This window comes from Stenotrophomonas sp. PS02300 (assembly GCF_029959395.1).
Lineage (GTDB): Bacteria > Pseudomonadota > Gammaproteobacteria > Xanthomonadales > Xanthomonadaceae > Stenotrophomonas > Stenotrophomonas maltophilia_AD.
On record NZ_JASCOP010000069.1, the window covers coordinates 1 to 21,072 of the forward strand.

A 21,072-nucleotide genomic window follows, 5' to 3' on the forward strand; every position below is an offset into this window, starting at 1 on the left:
GGCGCCCACCGCGGGCCTGGATCAGGCCTGGGCTTCGCCCTTGTCGGCAGCAGCCTTCTTGGCCGGAGCGCGGCGGGCCGGCTTGGCTTCTTCGGCAGCCGGGGCTTCGGCGAACTCTTCTTCACGGACGGTGGCAGCGTGCGGAGCAGCAGCCTTGCCTTCCAGCACGGCGTCGGCAGCGGCGCGGGCGTACAGCTGCACGGCACGGATGGCGTCGTCGTTGCCCGGGATCGCGTAATCGACCAGTTCCGGGTTGTAGTTGGTGTCGACGACAGCGATCACCGGGATGCCGAGCTTCTTGGCTTCCTTGATGGCGATGTCTTCGTGGCCGATGTCGATGACGAAGATCGCGTCCGGCAGGCGGTTCATGTCCTTGATGCCGCCCAGCGAGGCTTCCAGCTTGTCGCGCTCACGACGCAGGCCCAGCACTTCGTGCTTGACCAGCTTGTCGAAGGTGCCGTCGGTTTCACCGGCTTCCAGTTCCTTCAGGCGGGCAACCGACTGCTTCACGGTACGGAAGTTGGTCAGGGTGCCGCCCAGCCAACGCTGGTTCATGAACGGCATGCCGCAACGCTCGGCTTCTTCGCGGATCGACTCGCGGGCGCTGCGCTTGGTGCCCAGGAACAGGATGGTGCCGCGCTTCTGCGCGATGCTGGAAATGAAGTTCATCGCGTCATTGAAGAGCGGAACGGTCTTTTCCAGGTTGATGATGTGGATCTTGCCGCGGGCGCCGAAGATGTACTGGCCCATCTTGGGGTTCCAGTAACGGGTCTGGTGGCCGAAATGGACGCCGGCTTCCAGCATCTGACGCATGGTGACCTGGGGCATTGCAATACTCCTGATAGGGAACCGGCCGCCACGGGTAATAGAGGGCGGTCCGCCGCAAGGCGGGTGGTTCCGGGGTTTGGCTTCCCTGTCGCTTCCGTGTCCGAACTCCTCGCGGAGCACCCCGGCACGGATATGGGCGGCAGGTGTGGATTCACCGGTGACGTCCGGTGTTGACGGGTTTCCTGCGCACAGGGCGCGAAGAAATCCGGTCGATTATAGCCCGGGCAAGGGCGGCGGCGCAATTGGCGGCGCCCCGGCCGGGAGGTCGCCGGGCTCCGCGTCGCCGATCCGGGCCCGGAAACGGCCGCCGGCGTAGCCTGCGGCAGGGCCGGGCAGGGCCCAGAGGCGGGTGCTGCCGGCCAGGACGTAGCCGGCCAGATCCGGAAGCAGCAGCGTGGCGCGTCCGTCTGGGCCGATGAAAGTCAGGTCCACCAGCCGCGCGTGGCCGGTGCCGCCATTGTAAAGCACCAGCATGGCGTGGCCGGCGGCGTCGCGAAGGTCTGTCGACAGGGCCGGCGCGGGGCGGGGCTGCGGCCCGGCCACGAACACCGGCAGGGACACCTGCAGCGGCGGGCTGCCGGGGCCGGCCCGGAGCACCAGCCGGTAGCCCTGTTCAGCGGTGGGGGCGGCGCCGATCCGGACCACCCGTACCCGCTGCCGGGCGTTCGGTGCCAGCGCCAGGCGGGTCGGGCTCACCACCACGTCCTGTGCCGGGGTCAAGCGTTCGGCGTCGACGCTCTGTTCCCACCGATACAGCCGGGCCTGCCCCGACCACGGCTGCGCCGTCTCGTTGTGCAGCCACAGTTCGCTGTCGCGCTGCTCCGGGCGCAGCGCGATCCGCAGCGGCGAGACCTCCAGCGCCTGCGCGGCGGTGGGTGCCAGCAGTGCCAGCAGCAGGCAGGCGCGGATCAGAAGGTCAGGGTGAGCCATGGCCGGCGCGCGTCGTCGTCGTCTTCGCCCGCCGGGGTCAGTTGCTGCACCTGGGGCGGGGCCGGGATCTCGTCGTCGCTGCGCCGGTGGGTACTGCCACAGCGGTCACGCGCGGCATCTGCGTCCAGTGCGCATGCGTCCGCGATCCGCAGGCGGACCTGCAGGGGCGCACTGACCGCCTGGGTGGCGGACAGCAGGGTGGTCAGCGCCACGCAGGTGGCGAGGCGGGCGCGGCGGCGTCGGTTCATCCGGATCGGCAGCGAGGGGTCGTTGGGATATCGGCCCGGCGCTGGCGGTCTTGAGGGGTGCGACTCAGTAGGTGATCGTCACCTTGATCTGGTCGCTGTAGCTGCCGGCGGCCACCGCGCCGACCGTGGGTGGTGCACGCCCGTACACGGTCAGGGTCTGGGCGCTGCCGGTCCCCGTGCCCGAGACAAGGTCCACGTTGGCGGTGCTGCCCCAGCGCTGGGTGCGGGTGCTTTCGCGGTACAGCCCATAGGGAATGAACCAGGCTGGATTGGTGGTGTGCCGCATTCGCCGCACGGTGCCGTTGGCATACAGACCGTTGTCCAGTGCGATCGTGTAAGCGGTGCGGTTGAGGCAGGTCAGGCCGATGGTGGAGGTGCGGTCGATGTTGGCGGTGATCGTGCCGGCACTGCTGCCGAAGTCCATGTCGGTGGTGACATAGGCGCTGCACTGCGGCAGCACGGTGGCGGTGACGGTGAAGGGGAAGCCGCCGGTGGCGGTCTTGTGCCCGCTGACGCCGCTGGCCGTGGTACAGGCGGCCGGTGCGGTGGCCGTGCCCAGCAGTACCTCGTTGTAGGCATATTCCAGGCGTACGTCGGCACCAGTGAATGACGTGCTGTAACTTCCCGCGGCCAGCGTCTGGCTGGCCGGGATGCGGCCGTAGATGGTCACGGTGACCGCGCCGCTGCCGCCGGTGAGCAGCGGCACCGAGTAATTCAGGTCCACCACCTGCGGGCCGGGGGTAGTGCCCGGGGTCAGCCCCCAGATGGAGCTGTACGCGGCGCTGGTGAACAGCTGGAAGCTGAGCGGATCGGCGGTGGTGTTGGTCATCCGCCGCAGTGGTGAAATCGCCACGCCGGTGGTGCCCACGCCGATGCCGATGCAGGCGCGCACCGATGCCGTTGCCAGCAGGCTCAAGGCGGTGGTGTTGCAGGTGATGGTGAACGTGGTGGTGGTGAAACTGGGCGCGGCGGCCGCGTTGCCGACGTTGCCGAAGGCCGCCGTGACCGGGGTGGTGGTGGTGCAGGTGGTGTCGGCCCGGGCCACGCCGGCGCCCAGCAGACCGGCCAGCACCAGCACCCCGCCCAGCAGCAGGCGCATGCTCATGGCCCGGCTCCGGCCACGCAGCGCAGCGGCCCCAGCCGCAGCGCGGCACTGCCCGGCGCCGTGCTGACCGGCACGCGCACTTCGCAGCGCCCATCATCGGTGTCCACCTGCAGCAGTGCCTGTGCCGGCAGGTCTTCCAGGTAGACCTCGCCGTCGTAGCCCACCGTGGCGCTGCGCTGGTCGGGCAGGCGCACCTGGCTGCCGGCCTTCAGGGGCTGATCCTGCGCGTCGTGCAGGACAAGGGTGATGGCGCGGGTGCGGCGCAGCCCGAAACTCACCCCCAGCCCGGCGCTCTGTTGCGGTGTCACCAGCGTGTCCACGCGGTCGGCGCGCATGTCCGCCGGCAGTTCCAGGGTGTCGATCGAAATCCGGTTGCGCTGCCAGGACAGCAGGGGCGTGACCAGCAGCATGCCGTTGTCGTCGGTCACGCCGATCACGCGGTTCTCCAGTCGGACCGGTACGCCGCCCACGCCATTGGTGGAGACCACGGCAAACGCGTCGGGCACCTCGCGTGCGGCGAACAGGTGCCCGCCCATCCAGACCACGCTGCCGCTGGCATTGGCATAGGCGAAGTTGGCATCGCCCTGGCGTGCCGCGCCCAGCGAGTACCGGCCCACCCGGTTCAACCAGCCGGCCTCGACCAGTCCCCCGGTGCCGTCATCGCCCTGCCGGGCCTGCACCCGCCAGCCGTAACCGCCCTGGCTGCCATCGCCGGGCACCGGCTGGGACACATCCACCGTGTACAGGTTGCGGTCGCCATTGCGCTGGGCGGCCAGGTTGCTCTGGCGGTTGTTGCCCAGGCTGGCCGACAGGGACAGGTACACGCTGCGGTCGGCGTTGTCGTCCAGGTTCTGGTTGAACGAGGCGTAGGCCGACCAGCGTTCGGAGAACGTGCGGTTCCAGAACACGCTGGCGTAGCGGCGGTCGTCGCCATCGGGGTAGGACAGGCGCAGGTAGCTGGCGCTGAGCGAGCCAAGCCGGCCCAGGCTGGCGCCGGCGGTGACCTGGTCGGTCACGTCCGGCGGCAGCGCCCCCTGCAGGCTGCCCAGGTCCTGGAAGTCGCCATGGGTGCGGCGGGTGGCGGCGTTGAGGTTGAATACCCGGTTGTTCCAGCTGTACCCCAGCGCCCACTGGCCGCCCTGCAGCCCGTCGCGGCGGCTGTGCGCGTAGGACGCGTTGACCACGCCGGCCTGGCCCAGCTGCCACCAGCCGCCGGCGCCGGCACTGGCCACGCCGCCCCCGCCTTCGGCGTGCAGTTCGGCGGTGAACCGGTTGCTGACCCCGCGCCGCCAGGTGGCGCTGCCCACCGTGGCACTGTCGTAGGCGAACGAGCGGATGCCGTAATCGCGGCGCATCCGGCCTACGCCGGCCGACCAGTCCGAGAGGCCTTCGGCCAGCAGCTGCTGCGTGCCATAGAAAGCGAAATCCAGGGTCTGCATGCGGCCGTAGGCGTCGGTGATCACCACCTGCGCATTGCCGGTGCCGCTGATACCCGGCTGCGCGGCGAGCTGGAACGGCCCCACCGGTACCTCGCCGTTGTATTGGCGCAGGCCGTCGACATACAGCTCGACGTTGGACGGCACCACGGCCTCGCCCAGGAAGCTGGGGGTGGGGGTGAGCACGCGGTAGGGCTGCAGGCCGTAGTTGCGGCCGACCTGGATGCCGCCCATCCGCACCGGGCGGCTCCAGTCGACGAAGCCGCTGAAGAAGTCACCGACGGTCAGGGTCAGCGCGTTGTCGGGAAAATCCAGCTGCCACGCACTGTCCAGGCGCACGCTTTCGCCGCGCCAGTCGCTGCGCCCATCCTGGTAGGTGCGCAGCAGCTGGCTGCTGCGCAGCACGCCGCGGCCCATGCCGAACACCCGCCATTCGGTGGTGAGCGCCAGGTTGCCGGCGTCCTGGTTGTGGCTGGCATACACGTCGTAGTTGAGCAGGGCACCTGGCGAGGCGCTGGCCGTCGGGGTGCTCTGCGTGGGGGCCCCCACTTCGGTAACCGGCAGGTTGAGCTGTTCCAGCGGGATTTCCAGCGCCAAGGTCTGCAGGGAGGCGTCGTAGCGCATCACCAGGCCGCTGAGCTGGTCCAGGGCGACGGGCGCGCCGTCGGGCGCGGCAAAGCCGAGCTGGCGCAGCACGGGCGGGTCGGCGCGCAACTGGCCTGCCAGCTCGGTGAACGGCAGCAGGCCGCGCGGACTGCCGTTGAGGGTGACGTCCAGGTACAGCGTCTGCGGTGCGGTGAAGGGCGTCGGGGCCGGCAGCATCACATCATCGGCGGCACCCAGTTCGGCGCTGGCGGCAGGCAGTTCGGCCGCCCATGCCGATGCACCCGGCATTCCAGACGAGACCGCGCCGGCAGCCAGGGCGACGCGCACGCAGGCCTCAGCGAGCCGGTGGCGTCGGGGACAGGGGCGTGGCTTGCGCGCCGCCATTGATCTTCGCCGATAGCGTGGCCCCGGCCAGACGCGTCGCGGGAATGTCGAGCGGCCAGCGCATGGTCTGGCCGCTGAGCACGTAGCCGATCAGGCCGGGCTGGAAGACCTGCGGGCGGTCCAGCGGGCCCACTGCCAGGTCGGCCAGCTGCGCATAGCCATCGCCCCGGTTGTGCACTTCCAGCATCACCTTGCCATCGGGCTGGGTAAGCACGCTGCTCTGCAGCTCGGGCTTGCCTGCAGCGCTGCCGGCGGGCTGGATGAACACCGGAAGCGAGTAGCGCAGCACGAACTGCATGCCCTGGCGGTTGGGGTCCAGCGTGGGCACCTCGTCGACGATGACCCGGTACGACAGCTGTGCGTCAGGCGGTTCCGGCTGGGCGCGCACGACACGGATCAGCTGCTGCTGCCCGGCCGCGAGCGACTGCATGGGGGGGCTGACCACCAGGTCGGTGGTGGGGTCGAGCTGGTCGCGGCCGTCGCGCTGGCTCCAGCGGAACACGCGCGCCTGCACGCTCACCGGCGCCGACCCGCTGTTGCTCACCCACAGCGCTTCGGCGTTCTGGCGCGCGCTGAGCTGCAGCGAGGTCGGTGCCACCTGCAGGCTCGCAGCGCGTGCCTGTCCCACCCCCAGAAGCGCCAGCAATGCACAGGCGCAGAAGACCGCCGTGGAGCGCGGTGCGCGCCCCCGTTCGAGTGCTGACATGGCGGCCTCAGTAGGAGATGGTGGCGGTGACCGTGTCCTGGTAAGTACCGGTGGCGGCGTTGTTCACGCTGGGATTGGCCACCTGGCCGTAGATCGGGTACGCCTGGGCCAGGCCGTTACCGGTGCCGGCCACCGTGTTGGTGCCGGTGGTGGCGCCCCAGACCGTGGCCCGGCCAGCGTCGGAATACAGCTGGTAACCGACGAAGTTGTTGGTGGTCACCGCCGCATCGGTGTTGCGCATGCGCCGGGTGGTGACGTCATTGGCGGTCCCGGCGTTGGAGCCGGCATTCAGCGCGATGGTGTAGGGCGTCAGCGCCGAGCACTGCGCGGTGACCGAGCCCTGGGCGTTGGACGGGGTGGTTGCCGTGGACAGCGCCGTGCCGAAATCGACATCGGTCGCGGCGGCAGCCGTGATCGTGCAGGCCTTGGTGATGATGATGCGCACGTTGAAGGTGGTGGTGTCGGCCGCCATGGCGGGCGAGGCCAGGGCCACCAGGCCAAGGCTGAACAGCAGGGGACGCGGGGCGCGAAGGAATCGCATGGTTTTCTCCTTGGACGGGGGTCCTGGATGAACGAATCGATGCCGGCGTACTGCAGGGGGAGGGCGTCAGGGGCGACGCTGACCCCGTTATAAAAGCGGTGTTGTAGGGGAGATGTGAGGAAAACTGGCCGGTTTTCACAGTTTTTCCGTTTCCAGCCCGCCAATGCCCTGCCGCTGTGGGGGCTTCGACCCGAACGTGGGCTGTCAGCGTTCCAGCCCTTCCCGTTCAGAATGGCCCCGGATCGGCGATAATGGGCGCCATGAGCGTGAATCTGAAAACCCCCGAGGAAATCGAACTGATGCGCGTCGCCGGCCACCTGGCCAGCGAAGTGCTCGACATCGTCACCCCGTACGTCAAGCCGGGCGTGACAACCGAAGAGCTGGACCGCATCTGCCACGACCACATCATCAACGTGCAGAAGGCCACGCCGGCCAACGTCGGCTACCGTGGCTTCCCGAAGACGGTCTGCACGTCGGTCAACAACGTCATCTGCCACGGCATCCCGAGCGAAGCCAAGGTCCTCAAGGACGGCGACATCGTCAACATTGATGTCACCGTGATCAAGGACGGCTGGCACGGCGATACCAGCCGCATGTACTACGCCGGCACGCCGTCGACGATGGCCAAGCGCCTGGTCGACACCACCTACGCGGCGATGTGGGCCGGTATCCGCGCGGTGAAGCCGGGCGCGACGCTGGGCGACATCGGCCACGCGATCCAGTCGCTGGCCGAAGGCGAGCGCTTCAGCGTGGTCCGCGAGTACTGCGGGCACGGCATCGGCAAGGTCTACCACGACGAGCCCCAGGTGGTGCACTACGGGCGTCCGGGCCAGGGGCTGGTGCTGCAGCCGGGCATGACCTTCACCATCGAACCGATGATCAACGAGGGCACCCGCTACAACAAGGTGCTTCCCGATGGCTGGACCGTGGTCACCAAGGACCGCAAGCTGTCGGCGCAGTGGGAGCACATGATCGCGGTCACCGAGACCGGCGTGGACGTGCTGACCCTCTCGCCCGGCGAATCGCAGGTCTGAGCATGTTGCCGGCGAGCCCGACCCTGGACGCGCCGGCCGACGCCGTCGCCGACCCCGAGTGGGCGGCAGAGGCTCGCCAGACCCTGCAGCAGGCCGACGCGCGCCTGTACCGGCGCTTCGACCAGAATGACAACATCGAGCGGCTGCTGGCGCTGCGCGCCCGCGCCGCCGACCACCTGATCCGGCTGGCCTGGCAGCGCTGTGTGCCGGCCGATGCCGGGCTGGCCCTGTTTGCCGTGGGCGGCTACGGGCGCGGTGAACTGTTCCCGCGCTCGGACATCGACCTGCTGGTGTTCGGCGCGCCCGAGGCGCAGCGCCGGCATGAAGCGGCGTTGGCCCGGCTGTTTGCCCTGCTGTGGGACTGCGGCCTGCCGGTCAGCCACGCGGTGCGCTCGGCGCAGGAATGCGTGCAGGCCAGCGCCGACCAGACCGTGCTCACCGCCTTGATCGAATCGCGCCCGCTGGTAGCGGACGAGGCGGCACGACAGGCGCTGAAGCAGGCCGTCAACAGCGAGGGCCTGTGGCCGCCGCGCGAATTCTTCCTGGCCAAGCGCGAGGAACTGCTGGCCCGCCACCAGCGCTTTGGCGACACCGCCGACAACCTGGAACCGGACATCAAGGATGGACCGGGCGGGTTGCGCGATCTCAACACGCTGGGCTGGATGGCCCTGCGTGCCTTTGGCGTGCGCGAACTGGAGGCGCTGGTCGGGCTGGGACACCTGGGCCCCGATGAAGCCGCTGCATTGCGCCGTGAGCGCTGCGCGCTGGCGCAGCTGCGGTTCGGCCTGCACCTGGTGGCCAACCGCCCGGAAGAGCGCCTGCGCTTCGATTACCAGAAGACCCTGGCGGCGCGGCTCGGCTTTGCCGATGACGTGGAGAGCCTGGCGGTCGAGAAGATGATGCAGGGCTTCTACCGCAGCGCCACCGTGGTGCGGCGGATCAGCGACCGCCTGCTGCAGCGCTTCGAGGAGCAGTTCGATGGCGAGGCCGTACCCGAACCGGTCAGCGTGGGCTTCTCGCTGCGTCGCGGCTACCTGGCCGCCAACGACCCCCAGTGGCCGCAGGGCGATATCGAACAGGTATTCGCGCTGTTTTCCAGCTGGGCCTACAACCCCGATGTGCGCGGCCTGCATTCGCTCACCGCGCGGGCACTGGCCGAAGCGCTGGCCGAGCTGCCGGCGTACACCGAGGCCAGCGCTGCCGCGCGCGAACAGTTCATGACCCTGCTGCGCAGCCCGCGCGCGGTGGATACGCTGGCGCGCATGGCCCGCCTGGGCGTGCTGGGGCAGTGGATTCCTGCTTTCGCGCAGGTGTCCGGGCGCATGCAGTTCGACCTGTTCCATGTGTACACCGTCGACCAGCACACGCTGATGGTGCTGCGGAACATCGGACTGTTCGCCAGCAGCCGCGCCGACGAGCGCTTCTCCATTGCCCATGAAGTCTGGCCGCGCCTGCGCAAGCCGGAACTGTTGCTGCTGGCCGGGCTGTTCCATGACATCGCCAAGGGCCGCGGCGGTGATCATTCCGAGCTCGGCGCGGTCGATGCGCGGGCGTTCTGCCAGGCGCACGCGCTGAGCAGTTCCGATACCGAGCTGGTGGCCTGGCTGGTGGAGCAGCACCTGCGCATGTCGGTGACCGCGCAGAAGCAGGACATCTCCGACCCGGACGTGATCCACCGCTTCGCCACGCTGGTGGCCAGCCGCGACCGCCTCGATTACCTGTACCTGCTGACCTGCGCCGACATCGCCGGAACCAGCCCGAAGCTGTGGAACGCGTGGAAGGATCGCCTGCTGGCCGACCTGTACTTCGCCGCGCGCCGCGCGCTGCGCGATGGCCTGGAAAACCAGATGCCGGCCGCCGAGCGCGTGCAGGAGGCGCGCGAGAGCGTGCGCGCGCTGGTGCGCGAGCGCGGCTACGACGACGCCACCATCGACCGCCAGTTCACCGTGATGCCGGATGAGAGTTTCATCCGCCTGCGTCCGGAACAACTGGCCTGGCAGGCGGCCGCGCTGGTGCCGGTCAAGCAGGGCCAGACCCTGGTGAAGGTGCGCCGGATCACCGCCGACGATGATGCGCTGGAAGTGTTCGTGCATTCGCCCGACCGCGATGGCCTGTTCGCGGCGATCGTGATGACCCTGGACCGCAAGGGCTACGGCATCCACCGGGCACGCGTGCTGGATGGCCCGGTCGACACCATTTTCGATACGTTCGAAGTGACCCCGGCCGACAGCTTCGCCGATGGCGATGCGCCACGCCTGGAAGCGGCGCTGCGCGAGGCGCTGGCCGGCGATCTGTCGCGCCTGCGCCCCTCGCGGCGGGTAGTGCCGCGCCAGCTGCGGCATTTCCGCTTCGCCCCGCGCATCGAATTCCGCGATGCCAACGACAACGATACCGGCGGCACCCGCTTCAGCCTGGTCGCGCCCGACCGCCCCGGGCTGCTGGCCGATGTCGCCTTCGTACTGCGCAACCAGGGCCTGCGCGTGCACGACGCGCGCATTGCCACCTTCGGCGAACGCGCCGAAGACATGTTCGTGATCAGCGATGAGCACGACCGCCCCCTGACCGAAACCGCCCGGCAGCAGCTGCATGACGCCATGCTGCGCTGCCTGGACCCTGATCGAAACGCCGGAGACCCCCACTGATGGCCACCAAGCCTGCCAAGAAGACTGCCGCCAAGACCGCGGCGGCCAAGAAGACCGTTGCCGCTGCGCCGGCCGTGAAGAAGACCGCCGCGAAGAAAGCCGCGCCGGCCGTGAAGAAGGCGCCGGTGAAGAAGACCGCGGCCAGCAGCGCGGCCGAAACGGCGGCCAAGCGCGCCGAGAACATCGCGCGCAAGTCGCTGCGCAAGCCGGCTACCCCGGGCGTGGAAGAACTCAAGTTCGGCATTGAGAGCGCCTTCGAGCGCCGCGCCACGCTGACCCTGCATGAAATCGAAGGCTCGACCAAGCCGCTTGTCGGCCGCGTCATCGATGGGCTGGAAACCGGTGAATTCCGCGTGGCCGAGCCCGATGGCCACGGTGGCTGGAAGGTCAACGAGTGGCTGAAGAAGGCGGTGCTGCTGTACTTCCGCGTCAACGACATGGCGGTGGTGGATGCGCGCCCGGCGCCGTTCTGGGACAAGGTGGAATCGCGCTTCGCCGGCTTCGATGAAGCGAAGTTCCGCCGTGCCGGCGTACGCGTGGTGCCCGGTGCGATCGCGCGCCGCGGCAGCTACTTCGGCAAGGACGTGGTGCTGATGCCCAGCTTCACCAACATCGGCGCCTACGTCGGCGAAGGCACCATGGTGGATACCTGGGCCACGGTGGGCTCGTGCGCGCAGATCGGCAAGCACTGCCACCTGTCCGGCGGCGCCGGCATCGGTGGCGTGCTGGAGCCGCTGCAGGCCAGCCCGACCATCATTGAAGACCATTGCTTCATCGGTGCACGTTCGGAAGTGGTGGAAGGCTTCGTGGTCGGCCACCACAGCGTGATCGGCATGGGTGTGTTCCTCGGCCAGAGCACCCGCGTGTACAACCGCGCCACCGGCGAGATCAGCTACGGCTCGGTGCCGCCGTACAGCGTGGTGGTGTCCGGCCAGCTGCCGTCCAAGGACGGTTCGCACTCGCTGTACTGCGCGGTGATCGTCAAGCAGGTCGATGCCAAGACCCGCAGCAAGACCAGCGTCAACGAGCTGCTGCGCGGCCTGGCCGACTGAGCCGATGACGCAGACGGGGCATCGCTCGATGCCCCGTGACGCATCCGCCTCGCGCGCTGCGGCTGCTTCCTGCCTATGCTGCCGCTTTCTGGCAGAGGGCTCGTCTTGGAAAACGTAATCAACGCGGTGCCGGTGATCCGGCACGCGGCGCATGGGCTGCTGCCGATGCCGCTCGTCGTTGCGTCAGCCGGCAGTGCATCTGGCGTTAGCCCCATCCCCAGCGACATCTTCAATGCGTCGGGATACATCGGCATGCCGCATGTGCCGGTAGGGGAGCACTCCACGCGCCTCACGGAAGCCGACTACATCGTCTCGGCGCTGTACCAGAAGATCGTCAAGTACGGTGATCTGTCCACGGCAAACGCGGATCTGGAAAAGCTCGGCCAGGTCATGGCCGGCAGCATCGTGCATGGTGATGCGGAGCACGAGCAGCGCGCCTCGAACATCTACCTGGGGAAGGCGCTCAACATCCTGTGCAAACTGGTGGACCAGCGTGGTGCGCTGGTCCTGGACGAACGCCGGCTTTCGGCGGCAGCCCAAGCCTGCACCAGGGTGGTCGCCTCGCGGAAACAGTTCACGATGGAAAACGCCAGTGTGATCATGTTCCACCTCGGCGAGCTGATGAATCACGCAGCGCTGCAGCAGGGTTGCTGCCAGACGATCATCAACCATCTGGTACCGATCTTCGAGGCGTTGCTGCGTCAGCACCCCGTACACGCGATCAATGGCGCGACGCTTGCGTTCGGGCTGGTCAGTGCACTGCGTGCGTCCGAATACCAGCTGTCCCGCCGCAGCACCGGCGCATTGCCGCGGCCGGCGGCCGACACCCTGTTGCAGGTGATGCCTGAGCTGCTGGCGGTACAGCCGGATCTGCTGGTGGCGTGGGAAAGCCGCACCCTGGCCCTGCTGGCCAAGTACGGCGTGCAATACCTGCGCCAGCTGGGCGCGCTGGGCCAGAAGCGCGGGCGGCTGTTGCATGCCGAGACGCTGCAGCTCAACGCGGCGCGTGCCCTGAAGCCGGTCATCGAAGAGGCGCGGCGCCTCTCACGTGGTATCTGGGATCAGCGCGACACCACCTATCGCGGCTTCACCCCGGTCAAACACCCGCGCGACAACATGGCCTACAGCGCCTACTACTACGGCCAGTGGCTGAACCAGAAGCCGCAGTGGATGAAGGACCGCTTCGCACTGCAGGAAGCCGAACGTGGCCCACTGGCGGACAACCCGCACGATGGCCGGAACTTCGCTGCCGTGGTGCGCCACGGAATCCAGCCTTCGCGCGAGGTACCCGGCGTCCCGGATTTTCCCGCGCTCACACCCGCCCCGGCGCCCCGTCCGCTGGCGGTGGATATCGCCCCCTTTGAGCCGCCTGCCGAGCTCGGGCGCTTCAGCCAGGCGGCCGGCGAACTGCTCCGGCTGGGCGAACATGGCGATCGCTTCGACCGCGAGGAGGCCATATCCGCTACCAACGCGCTGATCATCTCGATCGAGGCGGGCCGTACCACGTTGAACGACCCGCAGCGGGTGCAGATGCTGCTGGACATGGACAGTGTGTGCATGCGGCTGTACGCCGCCGACCCATTCGACGCACCGCAGTATGCGTGGCAGCTGCAGAGCATGCGCGGCTTCTTGTCGTCGCAACTGGCCTTGGTCGTCGGCGCCGATGGCAGGCCCATCATGGGAACAGAGGTGCCGTTCGATTCAGGATTGTCGTCATGGCAGCGGTCATTGCTGCGCGTGCTCAATGGCCAGGACGCCGATGGGTGAGCGGCAGGCGTGCGCTCCCGACGCGACGCTATACTCGCGATTGACGCAATCCCGTTGAACCCCCGCACGAGTATCTGCCGGCAATGACCACCACCCTTTACGGCCTCAAGAACTGCGACACCTGCAAGAAGGCCACCAAGTGGCTCGACCGTTTCCAGGTGGCCTACACGTTCGTCGACTACCGCGAGCACAAGCCCAGCCCGGAAACCCTGGTTGACTGGGCGGCGCAGGCCGGTGGCTTCCCCGCGCTGGTGAACCGTTCCTCGACCACCTGGCGGCAGCTGCCCGAGAACCGCAAGGCCGCCGCCTCCGATGCCGAATGGAAGCTGCTGCTGCGCGAGTACCCGCAGCTGATCAAGCGCCCGGTGGTGGTCACGGCGGATGGCGTGATGACCCAGGGCTTCTCGGACAACGGCTTCAAGCAGCGGTTCGGGGTGGGCGCGTGAACGACGTCGTTGCACTGACCTGCGACCTGATCGCACGTCCCTCGGTGACCCCCGAAGACGCCGGCTGCCAGGCGCTGCTGGCCGCGCGCCTGCAGCGTGCCGGGTTTGCCTGCGAACACCTGCGCCTGGGCGGGGTCGACAACCTGTGGGCCACGCACGGGCAGGGCGCCCCGGTGCTGGTGCTGCTGGGCCATACCGACGTGGTGCCGAGTGGGCCGGTCGACGCGTGGACCAGCGATCCGTTCGATCCGCAGATCCGCGATGGCGTGCTGTACGGGCGCGGCGCGGCGGACATGAAGGGCAGCGTGGCGGCCTTCGTGGTGGCGGCCGAACAGTTCGTGGCCGGCCATCCGAACCACCCAGGTACGTTGGCGGTGCTGCTGACCAGCGATGAAGAAGGCGATGCCATCGACGGCGTGCGCCGGGTTGCGGACATCTTCCGCGAGCGCGGCCAGGCGATCGACTGGTGCATCACCGGCGAGCCGTCGTCCACCACCGTGCTCGGCGACCTGCTGCGGGTCGGCCGGCGCGGCAGCCTGTCGGGCACGCTGACCGTGCAGGGCGTGCAGGGCCACGTGGCGTACCCGCACAAGGCACGCAACCCGATCCACCTGGCCGCAGCGGCGCTGGCCGAGTTGACCGCGCGGCACTGGGACGATGGGTTTGAGAGCTTCCCGCCGACCAGCCTGCAGGTGTCCAACATCCACGCCGGCACCGGTGCCAACAACGTGATTCCCGGTGAGCTCCAGGTGCTGTTCAACCTGCGCTACAACCCGCTCTGGAACGCGCCGAAACTGGAGCAGGAGATCACCGCGCTGCTGGACCGCCACGGGCTGGAGTACCGGCTGAAGTGGCACCGCAGCGGCGAACCGTTCTACACCCCGGAAGGCACGCTGCGCCGGGTGGCACGCGAGGTGCTGGGCGAGTTCGCCGGCGCTGCGCCGGAAGAGAGCACCGGCGGTGGCACCTCGGACGCGCGCTTCATCGCACCGCTGGGCGCGCAGTGCATCGAAGTGGGCCCGGTCAACGCCAGCATCCACCAGGTGAATGAGAATGTGTCGGTCGCCGACCTCGAAGCATTGCCGGCGCTGTACCAGCGCCTGGTCGAGCGGTTGTTGGCCTGACGCACCGCGAGAACCGACCAACGGTCGGTTCCTACCGGTGCATGTGAACCGACCAACCGTCGGTTCCCGCCCGCAGGCCGATTCGCACCGCGCCCGGTAGGGGCCGACCGTTGGTCGGTCCTCTGCTTCAGGCCACGATCAACCCGAACGCGGCCAACGCGGCCGCCGCCTGCCGCTGCGAAATCACCGTCTTCTTGAAGTGCTTGGCATCCATTACGTTCAAGCCGCTGATGTCGGTGCCCCGCAGGTCCGCGCCCTCGAACCGGGTCAGCCGGGTGTGCGCATTGCGCAGGCTGCCGCCTTCGAATACGGCATCGCGGAAGTCGCAGCCGGACAGCTCCGCATCGGAGAAATCCATCCCCTGCAGCGTGGCCTTGCGGAACGACAACCCGCGCAGGTCCGCGCTGACCAGCAGGCAATCGCGGAACTCCAACGCCCAGCCGGTCACCTCCTGCAGGTGCGCGCCGGTCAACTTGCAGTCCTCGAAGCGTACCGATGACAGCGTGGCGCGGCGCCAGTGGCTGTTGTTCAGATCGCAGTGCGAGAACACCGCGTCGCTGAGCAGCGCGGAGCTGAAATCGCACTGGCCGCCCCGGCATTTGTCCCATCGGCTTTCCTCCAGCGAGGCGGCCAGCCATGACGTTCCGGCCACCGAGCAGCGGATGAACTGGAAGCCGTCCATGTCCAGCCGCGAGAAATCGGCATTGTCGAAGCTGCAGTCCTCGAACACGGCTGCACGCGGATGCGCGGCGACGATGGCCTGCATGCCGGCACGGGAGAGGATTTCATTGCGGAACGTGGCGGTACTCATGGCGTCCATTCTGGGCGAAGCACGTGCCCGCCGGCAGACTTGAAGGTGCGCGGCGAGTGTGTACAGCCTCGTTCAATCAAAGGTCCAGAACGCCGGTTGGATGCCCTTGCGCCAATACGATTCACCGGCAAGGAAGAACTTCTGCGCCTCGGCCTTGGCAAACCACCCTGCGGCCGCGTCCTCATCGCGCGGCACCCCGGGCGGCGCGCGGCCCAGGATCAGGCCGGTGAAATACTGCCCGAACACGTTGCCCTGCAGGGCGGCCTTGCGGTACCACTGCAGCGCCACTGCAGGATCGCGCTCGAGGCCCAGGCCCATGCCTCGCTCGTAGAGCGCGCCCAGGTCCACCTGGGCCTCCGCATCGCCGCGCGCAGCGCGCCGCTGGATGTCGACCACCAGCGGGTGCAGTGCACCGGCCTGTGGTGCGATCGCGGCGGGCAGGCCTGAACTGCTCGTCGAGTAACGCTGGTACACCGTGGCGCGCAGGTCCCAGCGCAGTGCTGCGGCCGCGTGGCCACGTTCGCGTTCGAATTTGGCAAGCGACAGCATCGCGTCGGGACTGCCGTGGTTGGCGGCGGCGAGATACCAGCGTTCGGCCTTGCGCGGCGACGCGCGCAGCACCGGGGGCGGCGTGTCTTCAGGGCGTCGGCCGGTGTACATCGCGCCGCTGGCCCAGATCCGCCCCAGCGCTTTTTCTGCAATGGTGTTGCGGAAAGTCCAGGGCGTGGCGGCCGCAGCGCGCTCATACCAGTCCAGCGCCCGGCGGTCGTTCCAGCGTTCATAGAGCTCGGACAGCTCCAGCATGCCCTCGAGGTCGCCGCGCTCGGCGGCGGTGAGCCACTTCACTTCGGCATCGCTGGTGGGGCGGTTGGGGGCGGTGGTGCAGGCGGCCAGGGCCAGCAGCGCCAGCGCGGAAAGCGACAGGCGGAAACGAAGGGGATTCATCCGTGAGTTCCAGGAGGCAGGCGTGGATTATCCGGGAGCGGGCACGTCGGGGGCTGAATCGGTTGCGCCCGCAACAGTTGCGCCACGGCCAAAACGGCGGTACGGTCGATCCATGTCAACGCTCCTGGCCACCGCCGTCAACACCAACAACCGCAATAATCTGCGCGCGAATAATCGTGCGCGGCCAACGCGGGACTGCGACCAGGGCTAGAACAAGCAACATACGCCCGGACCCCAGAAAACCCGCATCGGCCGATGCGGGTTTTTTTGTTTTCTGGCCGGTCGAATGCAGCCATTACGTGTATTCCCCCATCATCAGGAGCTGTTCCCATGTGTTCGATCTTTGGAATGTTCGGCCTGCAGGCCGGCGATGACCTCACCGCGCTGCGCCGCCACGCGCTGGACCTGTCGCAGCGCCAGCGCCATCGCGGCCCGGACTGGAGCGGCGTGTACGTCGACGACGGCGCCATCCTGGTCCATGAGCGGCTGGCCATCGTCGACCCGGCCGGCGGCTCGCAGCCGCTGCTGTCCGACGACGGCAGCCTGGCCCTGGCGGTCAACGGCGAGATCTACAACCACCGCGAACTCAAGGCCGAACTGACCCAGCCATACGCCTTCCAGACCGGCTCGGACTGCGAGGTGATCAACGCGCTGTACCAGCAGGACACCCCGGCCTCGTACCTGAACCGCCTCAACGGCATTTTCGCGTTCGCGCTGTGGGACCGGACCCAGAAGCGCGTGCTGATCGCGCGCGATCCGATCGGGGTGGTGCCGCTGTACTGGGGCCATGACAAGGACGGCCGCCTGCTGGTGGCTTCCGAACTGAAATCGCTGGTGGACACCTGCGCCGACGCCGCGCAGTTCCCGCCCGGGCACTGGTACGACAGCGCCACCGACACGCTCACCCGCTACTACGAGCGCCCGTGGCGCGACTACGACGCGGTGGAAGGCGTCGAAGCGGATCGCGTCGCACTGCGTGAAGCGTTCGAGCGCGCCGTGCACCGCCAGCTGATGACCGACGTACCCTATGGCGTGCTGCTCTCCGGTGGCCTCGATTCGTCGCTGGTCGCTGCCGTGGCCGCACGCTATGCGCGCCACCGCATCGAAGACGGCGACCAGAGCGAGGCCTGGTGGCCGCGCCTGCATTCGTTCGCCATCGGCCTGAAGGGCTCGCCCGACCTGGCCGCCGCCGCCATCGCCGCCGAAGCACTCGGCACCGTCCACCACGGCTTCGAATACACCTTCGAAGAAGGGCTCGATGCGCTGCCCGACGTGATCCGCCACGTGGAAACCTACGATGTCACCACCATCCGCGCCTCCACCCCGATGTTCCTGCTGGCGCGCCGGATCAAGGCGATGGGGGTGAAGATGGTGCTCTCGGGCGAGGGCAGCGACGAGATCTTCGGCGGCTACCTGTACTTCCACAAAGCCCCCAACGCCCGTGAATTCCACGAAGAGCTGGTGCGCAAGCTGGATGCGCTCAACAACTACGACTGCCTGCGCGCCAACAAGTCGATGATGGCCTGGGGCGTGGAGCCGCGCGTACCGTTCCTGGACCGCGAATTCCTCGACGTGGCGATGCGCATCGATGCCAAGCACAAGATGGTCGGGCAGGGTGCCGGTGGCGCGCGCCGGATCGAGAAGGCAGTACTGCGCGAAGCGTTCGAAGGCTACCTGCCGGAGTCGATCCTGTGGCGGCAGAAAGAGCAGTTCAGTGATGGGGTGGGCTATGGCTGGATCGATGGGCTGAAGGCGCATGCCGAAGCGCAGATCAGCGACCGGGTGATGGCCGCGGCGGACAAGCGCTTCGTGCACAACCCGCCGCAGACCAAGGAGGCCTATTACTACCGCCACGTGTTCGAGCAGTACTTCCCGAGCCAGGCCGCGGCCGAGACCGTGCCCGGCGGCAAGTCGATCGCCTGTTCCTCGCCGGCGGCCATCGCCTGGGACGCCAGTTTCGCCAGCATGGCCGACCCCTCCGGCCGCGCCGTTGCCGGTGTACATGAGCAAGCCTTGGCGTAGCCAAGGCGGGTAGCGCCGACCGTTGGTCGGCCCTCATGAACGCTGCAGGCGCTACGTGGGCCGATCCCTGCCGCTATCATTCCCTTTCCAACATTGGGGAATGTTCATGGACGTACAGACCGGAGGCAGCGTGCCGCGGATGAAGTGGGGTTGGCACTACCTGGCCTGGGCCGGGATTCCGCTGGTGATCGGCCTGGCGCTGGCGCGTTACGCCGGACCCGAGCTGCCGGCGGTGGCCGCCAAGGCCGAACCGGTGGTGGGCAGCGACTGGGCCCACCACCTGGCCTCGCCGCTGGGCCTGTTCCTGCTGCAGCTGCTGGTGCTGCTGGTGGTCGCCAAGGGCGCGGGTGCGCTGCTGAAGCGGCTGGGCCAGCCGGCGGTGATCGGCGAGATGGCCGCCGGCCTGATGATGGGCCCGCTGGTGCTCGGCAGCCTGCTGCCGGGGCTGCACGGCGCGCTGTTCCCGGCCAGCTCGCTCGGTCCGTTGGGCATGCTCAGCCAGCTGGGCGTGCTGATGTTCCTGCTGGTGGCCGGTGCCGAACTCGACCTGGGCGGGCTGCGCGGCCGCCGCCGTTTCGCCTTTACCGTCAGCCATGCCGGCATTGCCGTGCCGTTCGTGCTGGGCGTGCTGCTGGCGATCTGGCTGTACCCCGAACACGGCCCGCAGGGCGTGGGCTTCACCGCCTTCGCGCTGTTCGTGGGCATTTCGCTGAGCATCACCGCGTTCCCGGTGCTGCTGCGAATCCTGGCGGACCGCGGCATCACCCACACCCCGCTGGGGCAGACCGCCATTGCCTGCGCGGCACTCGGCGATGCCACCGCATGGTGCCTGCTGGCCCTGATCGTGGCCGCCGCCCAGGCCACCGGCTGGGTGCCGGCCAGCCTCAGCCTGCTGTGCGTGGTGGTGTTCATCGCGTTGATGCTGGGCGTGGTCAAGCCGTGGTTCTCGCGCCAGGTCATCCAGCCGGGCAGCGAAGGCCGCTGGCTGCTGGGCATGCTGCTGCTGTCGCTGGGCAGCGCACTGGTCACCGAAGTACTGGGCATCCATGCGCTGTTCGGTGCGTTCGCGGCCGGCGTCGCCGTCTCGTCGAATGCGCAGCTGCGCGGGTTGTTGATCGCCCGGGTCGAGCCGTTCGCGGTGACCCTGCTGCTGCCGTTGTTCTTCGCCATGACCGGCCTGCGCATGCGCGCCGATGCGCTGCAGGGCAGCGACCTGCTGCTGTGCGCGGTGGTGATCGCGGTGGCCACGCTGGGCAAGCTGTTCGGCACCTGGAGCGCGGCGCGCAGCGCGGGCATGGACAACCACGAGGCCTGGAAACTGGGTGCCCTGATGAACACCCGCGGCCTGATGGAGCTGATCGTGCTCAACCTGGGGTACGAGCTGGGCTTCCTCGGCGACCGCCTGTTCGCGGTGCTGGTGATCATGGCGCTGGTGACCACCGCCATGACCGGTCCGTTGTTGAGCTGGATGGAACGCCGGAAGGCGTAAGCCGGGCAGGGCCCGGCGCTACCGGTGATGGCCGGCAGCGTCGGGTTCCAGCAGCAGGGTGTACTTCGCCTTGCCGGGCAGGAACGACGACGGCCTGCCGTGCACCCAATCCTCATGGCCCGCGCCCCAGAACGGCGACAGCGGATGGCCGCTCTGGCCGCCGGGCATGTGGATGATGCCGTCGGCTTCGTGTCCGGGCGATACCACCATGCGTTGTGAGGCGCCAAACGACGGGCCCTGCACGCGCGGCAGGTTGCTGTCGCCGGGCAGCGCATCGGCCGGCATGCACAGCCACGGCCGGGCGAAGGCGGGCAGGGCGCGGCTGATGGGATGGCAGATGGCCGCCGTGTTGCGTTCACCCCAGGTGCGCTGGGACAGGTCCGGCCCCTTTTCGGCCAGCTCGGTTTCCGCCTGCCGCGCCGCATCGGCCAGCAGCGCGTTCCAGTTCGGGTACGGTGTCGGCAGGAGATGCGCGGGCTGCTCGGTCACCAGTGGCCACAGCACGCCCTCGATCTGCGACAGCCTGGGCTCCAGGTAGTTTTCGCCCAGGGTTTCCTTGGCCGGCGCAAGCAGCGCGGTGGTCATGATGTCCTGCACCTTGCTGCGGAAGCCGCGTGCGATCCGGTAGCTCACCGCATCGGCCGATGCGTGGCCTTCCCACTGCCGGCTGGCCGCCTCAAGACGCTTCAATGCCGGGTCGTCGCTGTATTCGACCACCTGCCGCAGCAGGGTCCACCAGCGTTCGAGGAACACCGCGCGATCGTCCAGCTGGATCGCCAGCAGGTCGCGCTCGCTGAAACGCTGCTTTGCGTTGAGGTCGTCGCGGATCTGCCGCCCGCGCGCCCCCAGGTCGTAGCCGGCGTTGCCGGCCCCCGCCAGGTCGGCGCCATCCAGCACGCGGCCGTTCGCGGTCCACAACCGCTGGGCGGGTGGGTCCACCAGGGCCGGTGGCTGGT

18 protein-coding genes are annotated in these 21,072 nt (G+C 68.5%); 8 read left to right on the forward strand and 10 right to left on the reverse strand.

Annotated elements, in window-relative coordinates:
- Positions 1-21: 21 nt before the first annotated feature.
- From rpsB to QMX79_RS13125, 7 genes are all read right to left on the reverse strand, one after another.
- Positions 22-828 (reverse strand): 30S ribosomal protein S2, encoded by an 807-nt coding sequence (gene rpsB, locus QMX79_RS13095; RefSeq protein ID WP_214901093.1) that lies wholly within the window; start codon positions 826-828, stop codon positions 22-24.
- A gap of 213 nt (positions 829-1,041) precedes the next feature.
- Positions 1,042-1,758: a fimbria/pilus periplasmic chaperone gene (locus QMX79_RS13100; RefSeq protein WP_282247135.1), complete on the reverse strand. Its 717-nt coding sequence runs from the start codon at positions 1,756-1,758 to the stop codon at positions 1,042-1,044.
- Positions 1,737-2,006: a hypothetical protein gene (locus QMX79_RS13105; protein WP_282247136.1), complete on the reverse strand. Its 270-nt coding sequence runs from the start codon at positions 2,004-2,006 to the stop codon at positions 1,737-1,739. The genes QMX79_RS13100 and QMX79_RS13105 overlap by 22 nt, the downstream gene beginning before the upstream one ends.
- Positions 2,007-2,070: 64 nt before the next feature.
- Positions 2,071-3,111, reverse strand: a complete 1,041-nt coding sequence (locus tag QMX79_RS13110; protein ID WP_336618868.1) for a spore coat U domain-containing protein — start codon at positions 3,109-3,111, stop codon at positions 2,071-2,073.
- Positions 3,108-5,441 carry a fimbria/pilus outer membrane usher protein gene (locus QMX79_RS13115; protein WP_282247150.1) on the reverse strand — a complete coding sequence of 778 codons (2,334 nt, stop codon included), beginning with the start codon at positions 5,439-5,441 and terminating at the stop codon, positions 3,108-3,110. The genes QMX79_RS13110 and QMX79_RS13115 overlap by 4 nt, the downstream gene beginning before the upstream one ends.
- A gap of 46 nt (positions 5,442-5,487) precedes the next feature.
- Entirely contained in the window at positions 5,488-6,243 is a 756-nt protein-coding gene (locus tag QMX79_RS13120) for a molecular chaperone (protein ID WP_282247137.1), read from the reverse strand.
- 7 nt (positions 6,244-6,250) lie between these two features.
- The gene (locus tag QMX79_RS13125) at positions 6,251-6,784 is read right to left on the reverse strand and encodes a spore coat U domain-containing protein (RefSeq protein ID WP_282247138.1); all 534 of its coding nucleotides are present in this window, start codon (positions 6,782-6,784) and stop codon (positions 6,251-6,253) included.
- A gap of 260 nt (positions 6,785-7,044) precedes the next feature.
- Between QMX79_RS13125 and map the strand changes: the two genes are divergently transcribed.
- The 6 genes from map (at position 7,045) to dapE (ending at position 14,849) form a co-directional block, all read left to right on the forward strand.
- Entirely contained in the window at positions 7,045-7,818 is a 774-nt protein-coding gene (map, locus tag QMX79_RS13130; protein WP_282247139.1) for a type I methionyl aminopeptidase, read from the forward strand.
- A 2-nt stretch (positions 7,819-7,820) separates the two neighbouring features.
- A complete protein-coding gene (locus QMX79_RS13135) occupies positions 7,821-10,460 on the forward strand; it encodes a [protein-PII] uridylyltransferase (RefSeq protein ID WP_282247140.1) in 2,640 nt (879 codons plus the stop codon).
- Positions 10,460-11,512, forward strand: coding sequence for a 2,3,4,5-tetrahydropyridine-2,6-dicarboxylate N-succinyltransferase (dapD, locus tag QMX79_RS13140; RefSeq protein WP_068850514.1), 1,053 nt, complete (start codon positions 10,460-10,462; stop codon positions 11,510-11,512). The genes QMX79_RS13135 and dapD overlap by 1 nt, the downstream gene beginning before the upstream one ends.
- Before the next feature lie 75 nt (positions 11,513-11,587).
- Positions 11,588-13,279 carry a hypothetical protein gene (locus QMX79_RS13145; RefSeq protein ID WP_282247141.1) on the forward strand — a complete coding sequence of 564 codons (1,692 nt, stop codon included), beginning with the start codon at positions 11,588-11,590 and terminating at the stop codon, positions 13,277-13,279.
- Positions 13,280-13,362: 83 nt separating this feature from the next.
- Positions 13,363-13,725, forward strand: coding sequence for an arsenate reductase (locus QMX79_RS13150; RefSeq protein WP_282247142.1), 363 nt, complete (start codon positions 13,363-13,365; stop codon positions 13,723-13,725).
- Entirely contained in the window at positions 13,722-14,849 is a 1,128-nt protein-coding gene (dapE, locus tag QMX79_RS13155; protein WP_282247143.1) for a succinyl-diaminopimelate desuccinylase, read from the forward strand. The genes QMX79_RS13150 and dapE overlap by 4 nt, the downstream gene beginning before the upstream one ends.
- Before the next feature lie 127 nt (positions 14,850-14,976).
- Here the strand turns inward: dapE and QMX79_RS13160 are convergent, their stop codons facing one another.
- Complete coding sequence (locus QMX79_RS13160; RefSeq protein ID WP_282247144.1) at positions 14,977-15,660, reverse strand: pentapeptide repeat-containing protein; 684 nt, start codon at positions 15,658-15,660, stop codon at positions 14,977-14,979.
- A gap of 72 nt (positions 15,661-15,732) precedes the next feature.
- A complete protein-coding gene (locus QMX79_RS13165; protein ID WP_282247145.1) occupies positions 15,733-16,605 on the reverse strand; it encodes a tetratricopeptide repeat protein in 873 nt (290 codons plus the stop codon).
- Positions 16,606-16,935: 330 nt separating this feature from the next.
- On the opposite strand from QMX79_RS13165, the gene asnB reads away from it, so the two are divergent.
- Positions 16,936-18,627, forward strand: coding sequence for an asparagine synthase B (gene asnB / locus QMX79_RS13170; RefSeq protein ID WP_282247146.1), 1,692 nt, complete (start codon positions 16,936-16,938; stop codon positions 18,625-18,627).
- A gap of 100 nt (positions 18,628-18,727) precedes the next feature.
- Entirely contained in the window at positions 18,728-20,116 is a 1,389-nt protein-coding gene (locus QMX79_RS13175; protein WP_282247147.1) for a cation:proton antiporter, read from the forward strand.
- An 18-nt stretch (positions 20,117-20,134) separates the two neighbouring features.
- On the opposite strand, the gene QMX79_RS13180 is transcribed toward QMX79_RS13175, so the two are convergent.
- Positions 20,135-21,072 (reverse strand): penicillin acylase family protein (locus QMX79_RS13180; RefSeq protein WP_282247148.1); only part of this gene is annotated, 938 nt, incomplete at its 5' end.

What these genes read in the sequence shown, in the direction of transcription:
- rpsB (WP_214901093.1), bottom strand. Translation starts at nt 828, where the DNA reads ATGCCCCAGGTCACCATGCGTCAGATGCTGGAAGCCGGCGTCCATTTC.
- QMX79_RS13100 (WP_282247135.1), bottom strand. Translation starts at nt 1,758, where the DNA reads ATGGCTCACCCTGACCTTCTGATCCGCGCCTGCCTGCTGCTGGCACTG.
- QMX79_RS13105 (WP_282247136.1), bottom strand. Translation starts at nt 2,006, where the DNA reads ATGAACCGACGCCGCCGCGCCCGCCTCGCCACCTGCGTGGCGCTGACC.
- QMX79_RS13110 (WP_336618868.1), bottom strand. Translation starts at nt 3,111, where the DNA reads ATGAGCATGCGCCTGCTGCTGGGCGGGGTGCTGGTGCTGGCCGGTCTG.
- QMX79_RS13115 (WP_282247150.1), bottom strand. Translation starts at nt 5,441, where the DNA reads ATGCCGGGTGCATCGGCATGGGCGGCCGAACTGCCTGCCGCCAGCGCC.
- QMX79_RS13120 (WP_282247137.1), bottom strand. Translation starts at nt 6,243, where the DNA reads ATGTCAGCACTCGAACGGGGGCGCGCACCGCGCTCCACGGCGGTCTTC.
- QMX79_RS13125 (WP_282247138.1), bottom strand. Translation starts at nt 6,784, where the DNA reads ATGCGATTCCTTCGCGCCCCGCGTCCCCTGCTGTTCAGCCTTGGCCTG.
- map (WP_282247139.1), top strand. Translation starts at nt 7,045, where the DNA reads ATGAGCGTGAATCTGAAAACCCCCGAGGAAATCGAACTGATGCGCGTC.
- QMX79_RS13135 (WP_282247140.1), top strand. Translation starts at nt 7,821, where the DNA reads ATGTTGCCGGCGAGCCCGACCCTGGACGCGCCGGCCGACGCCGTCGCC.
- dapD (WP_068850514.1), top strand. Translation starts at nt 10,460, where the DNA reads ATGGCCACCAAGCCTGCCAAGAAGACTGCCGCCAAGACCGCGGCGGCC.
- QMX79_RS13145 (WP_282247141.1), top strand. Translation starts at nt 11,588, where the DNA reads ATGCTGCCGCTTTCTGGCAGAGGGCTCGTCTTGGAAAACGTAATCAAC.
- QMX79_RS13150 (WP_282247142.1), top strand. Translation starts at nt 13,363, where the DNA reads ATGACCACCACCCTTTACGGCCTCAAGAACTGCGACACCTGCAAGAAG.
- QMX79_RS13160 (WP_282247144.1), bottom strand. Translation starts at nt 15,660, where the DNA reads ATGAGTACCGCCACGTTCCGCAATGAAATCCTCTCCCGTGCCGGCATG.
- QMX79_RS13165 (WP_282247145.1), bottom strand. Translation starts at nt 16,605, where the DNA reads ATGAATCCCCTTCGTTTCCGCCTGTCGCTTTCCGCGCTGGCGCTGCTG.
- asnB (WP_282247146.1), top strand. Translation starts at nt 16,936, where the DNA reads ATGTGTTCGATCTTTGGAATGTTCGGCCTGCAGGCCGGCGATGACCTC.
- QMX79_RS13175 (WP_282247147.1), top strand. Translation starts at nt 18,728, where the DNA reads ATGTTCATGGACGTACAGACCGGAGGCAGCGTGCCGCGGATGAAGTGG.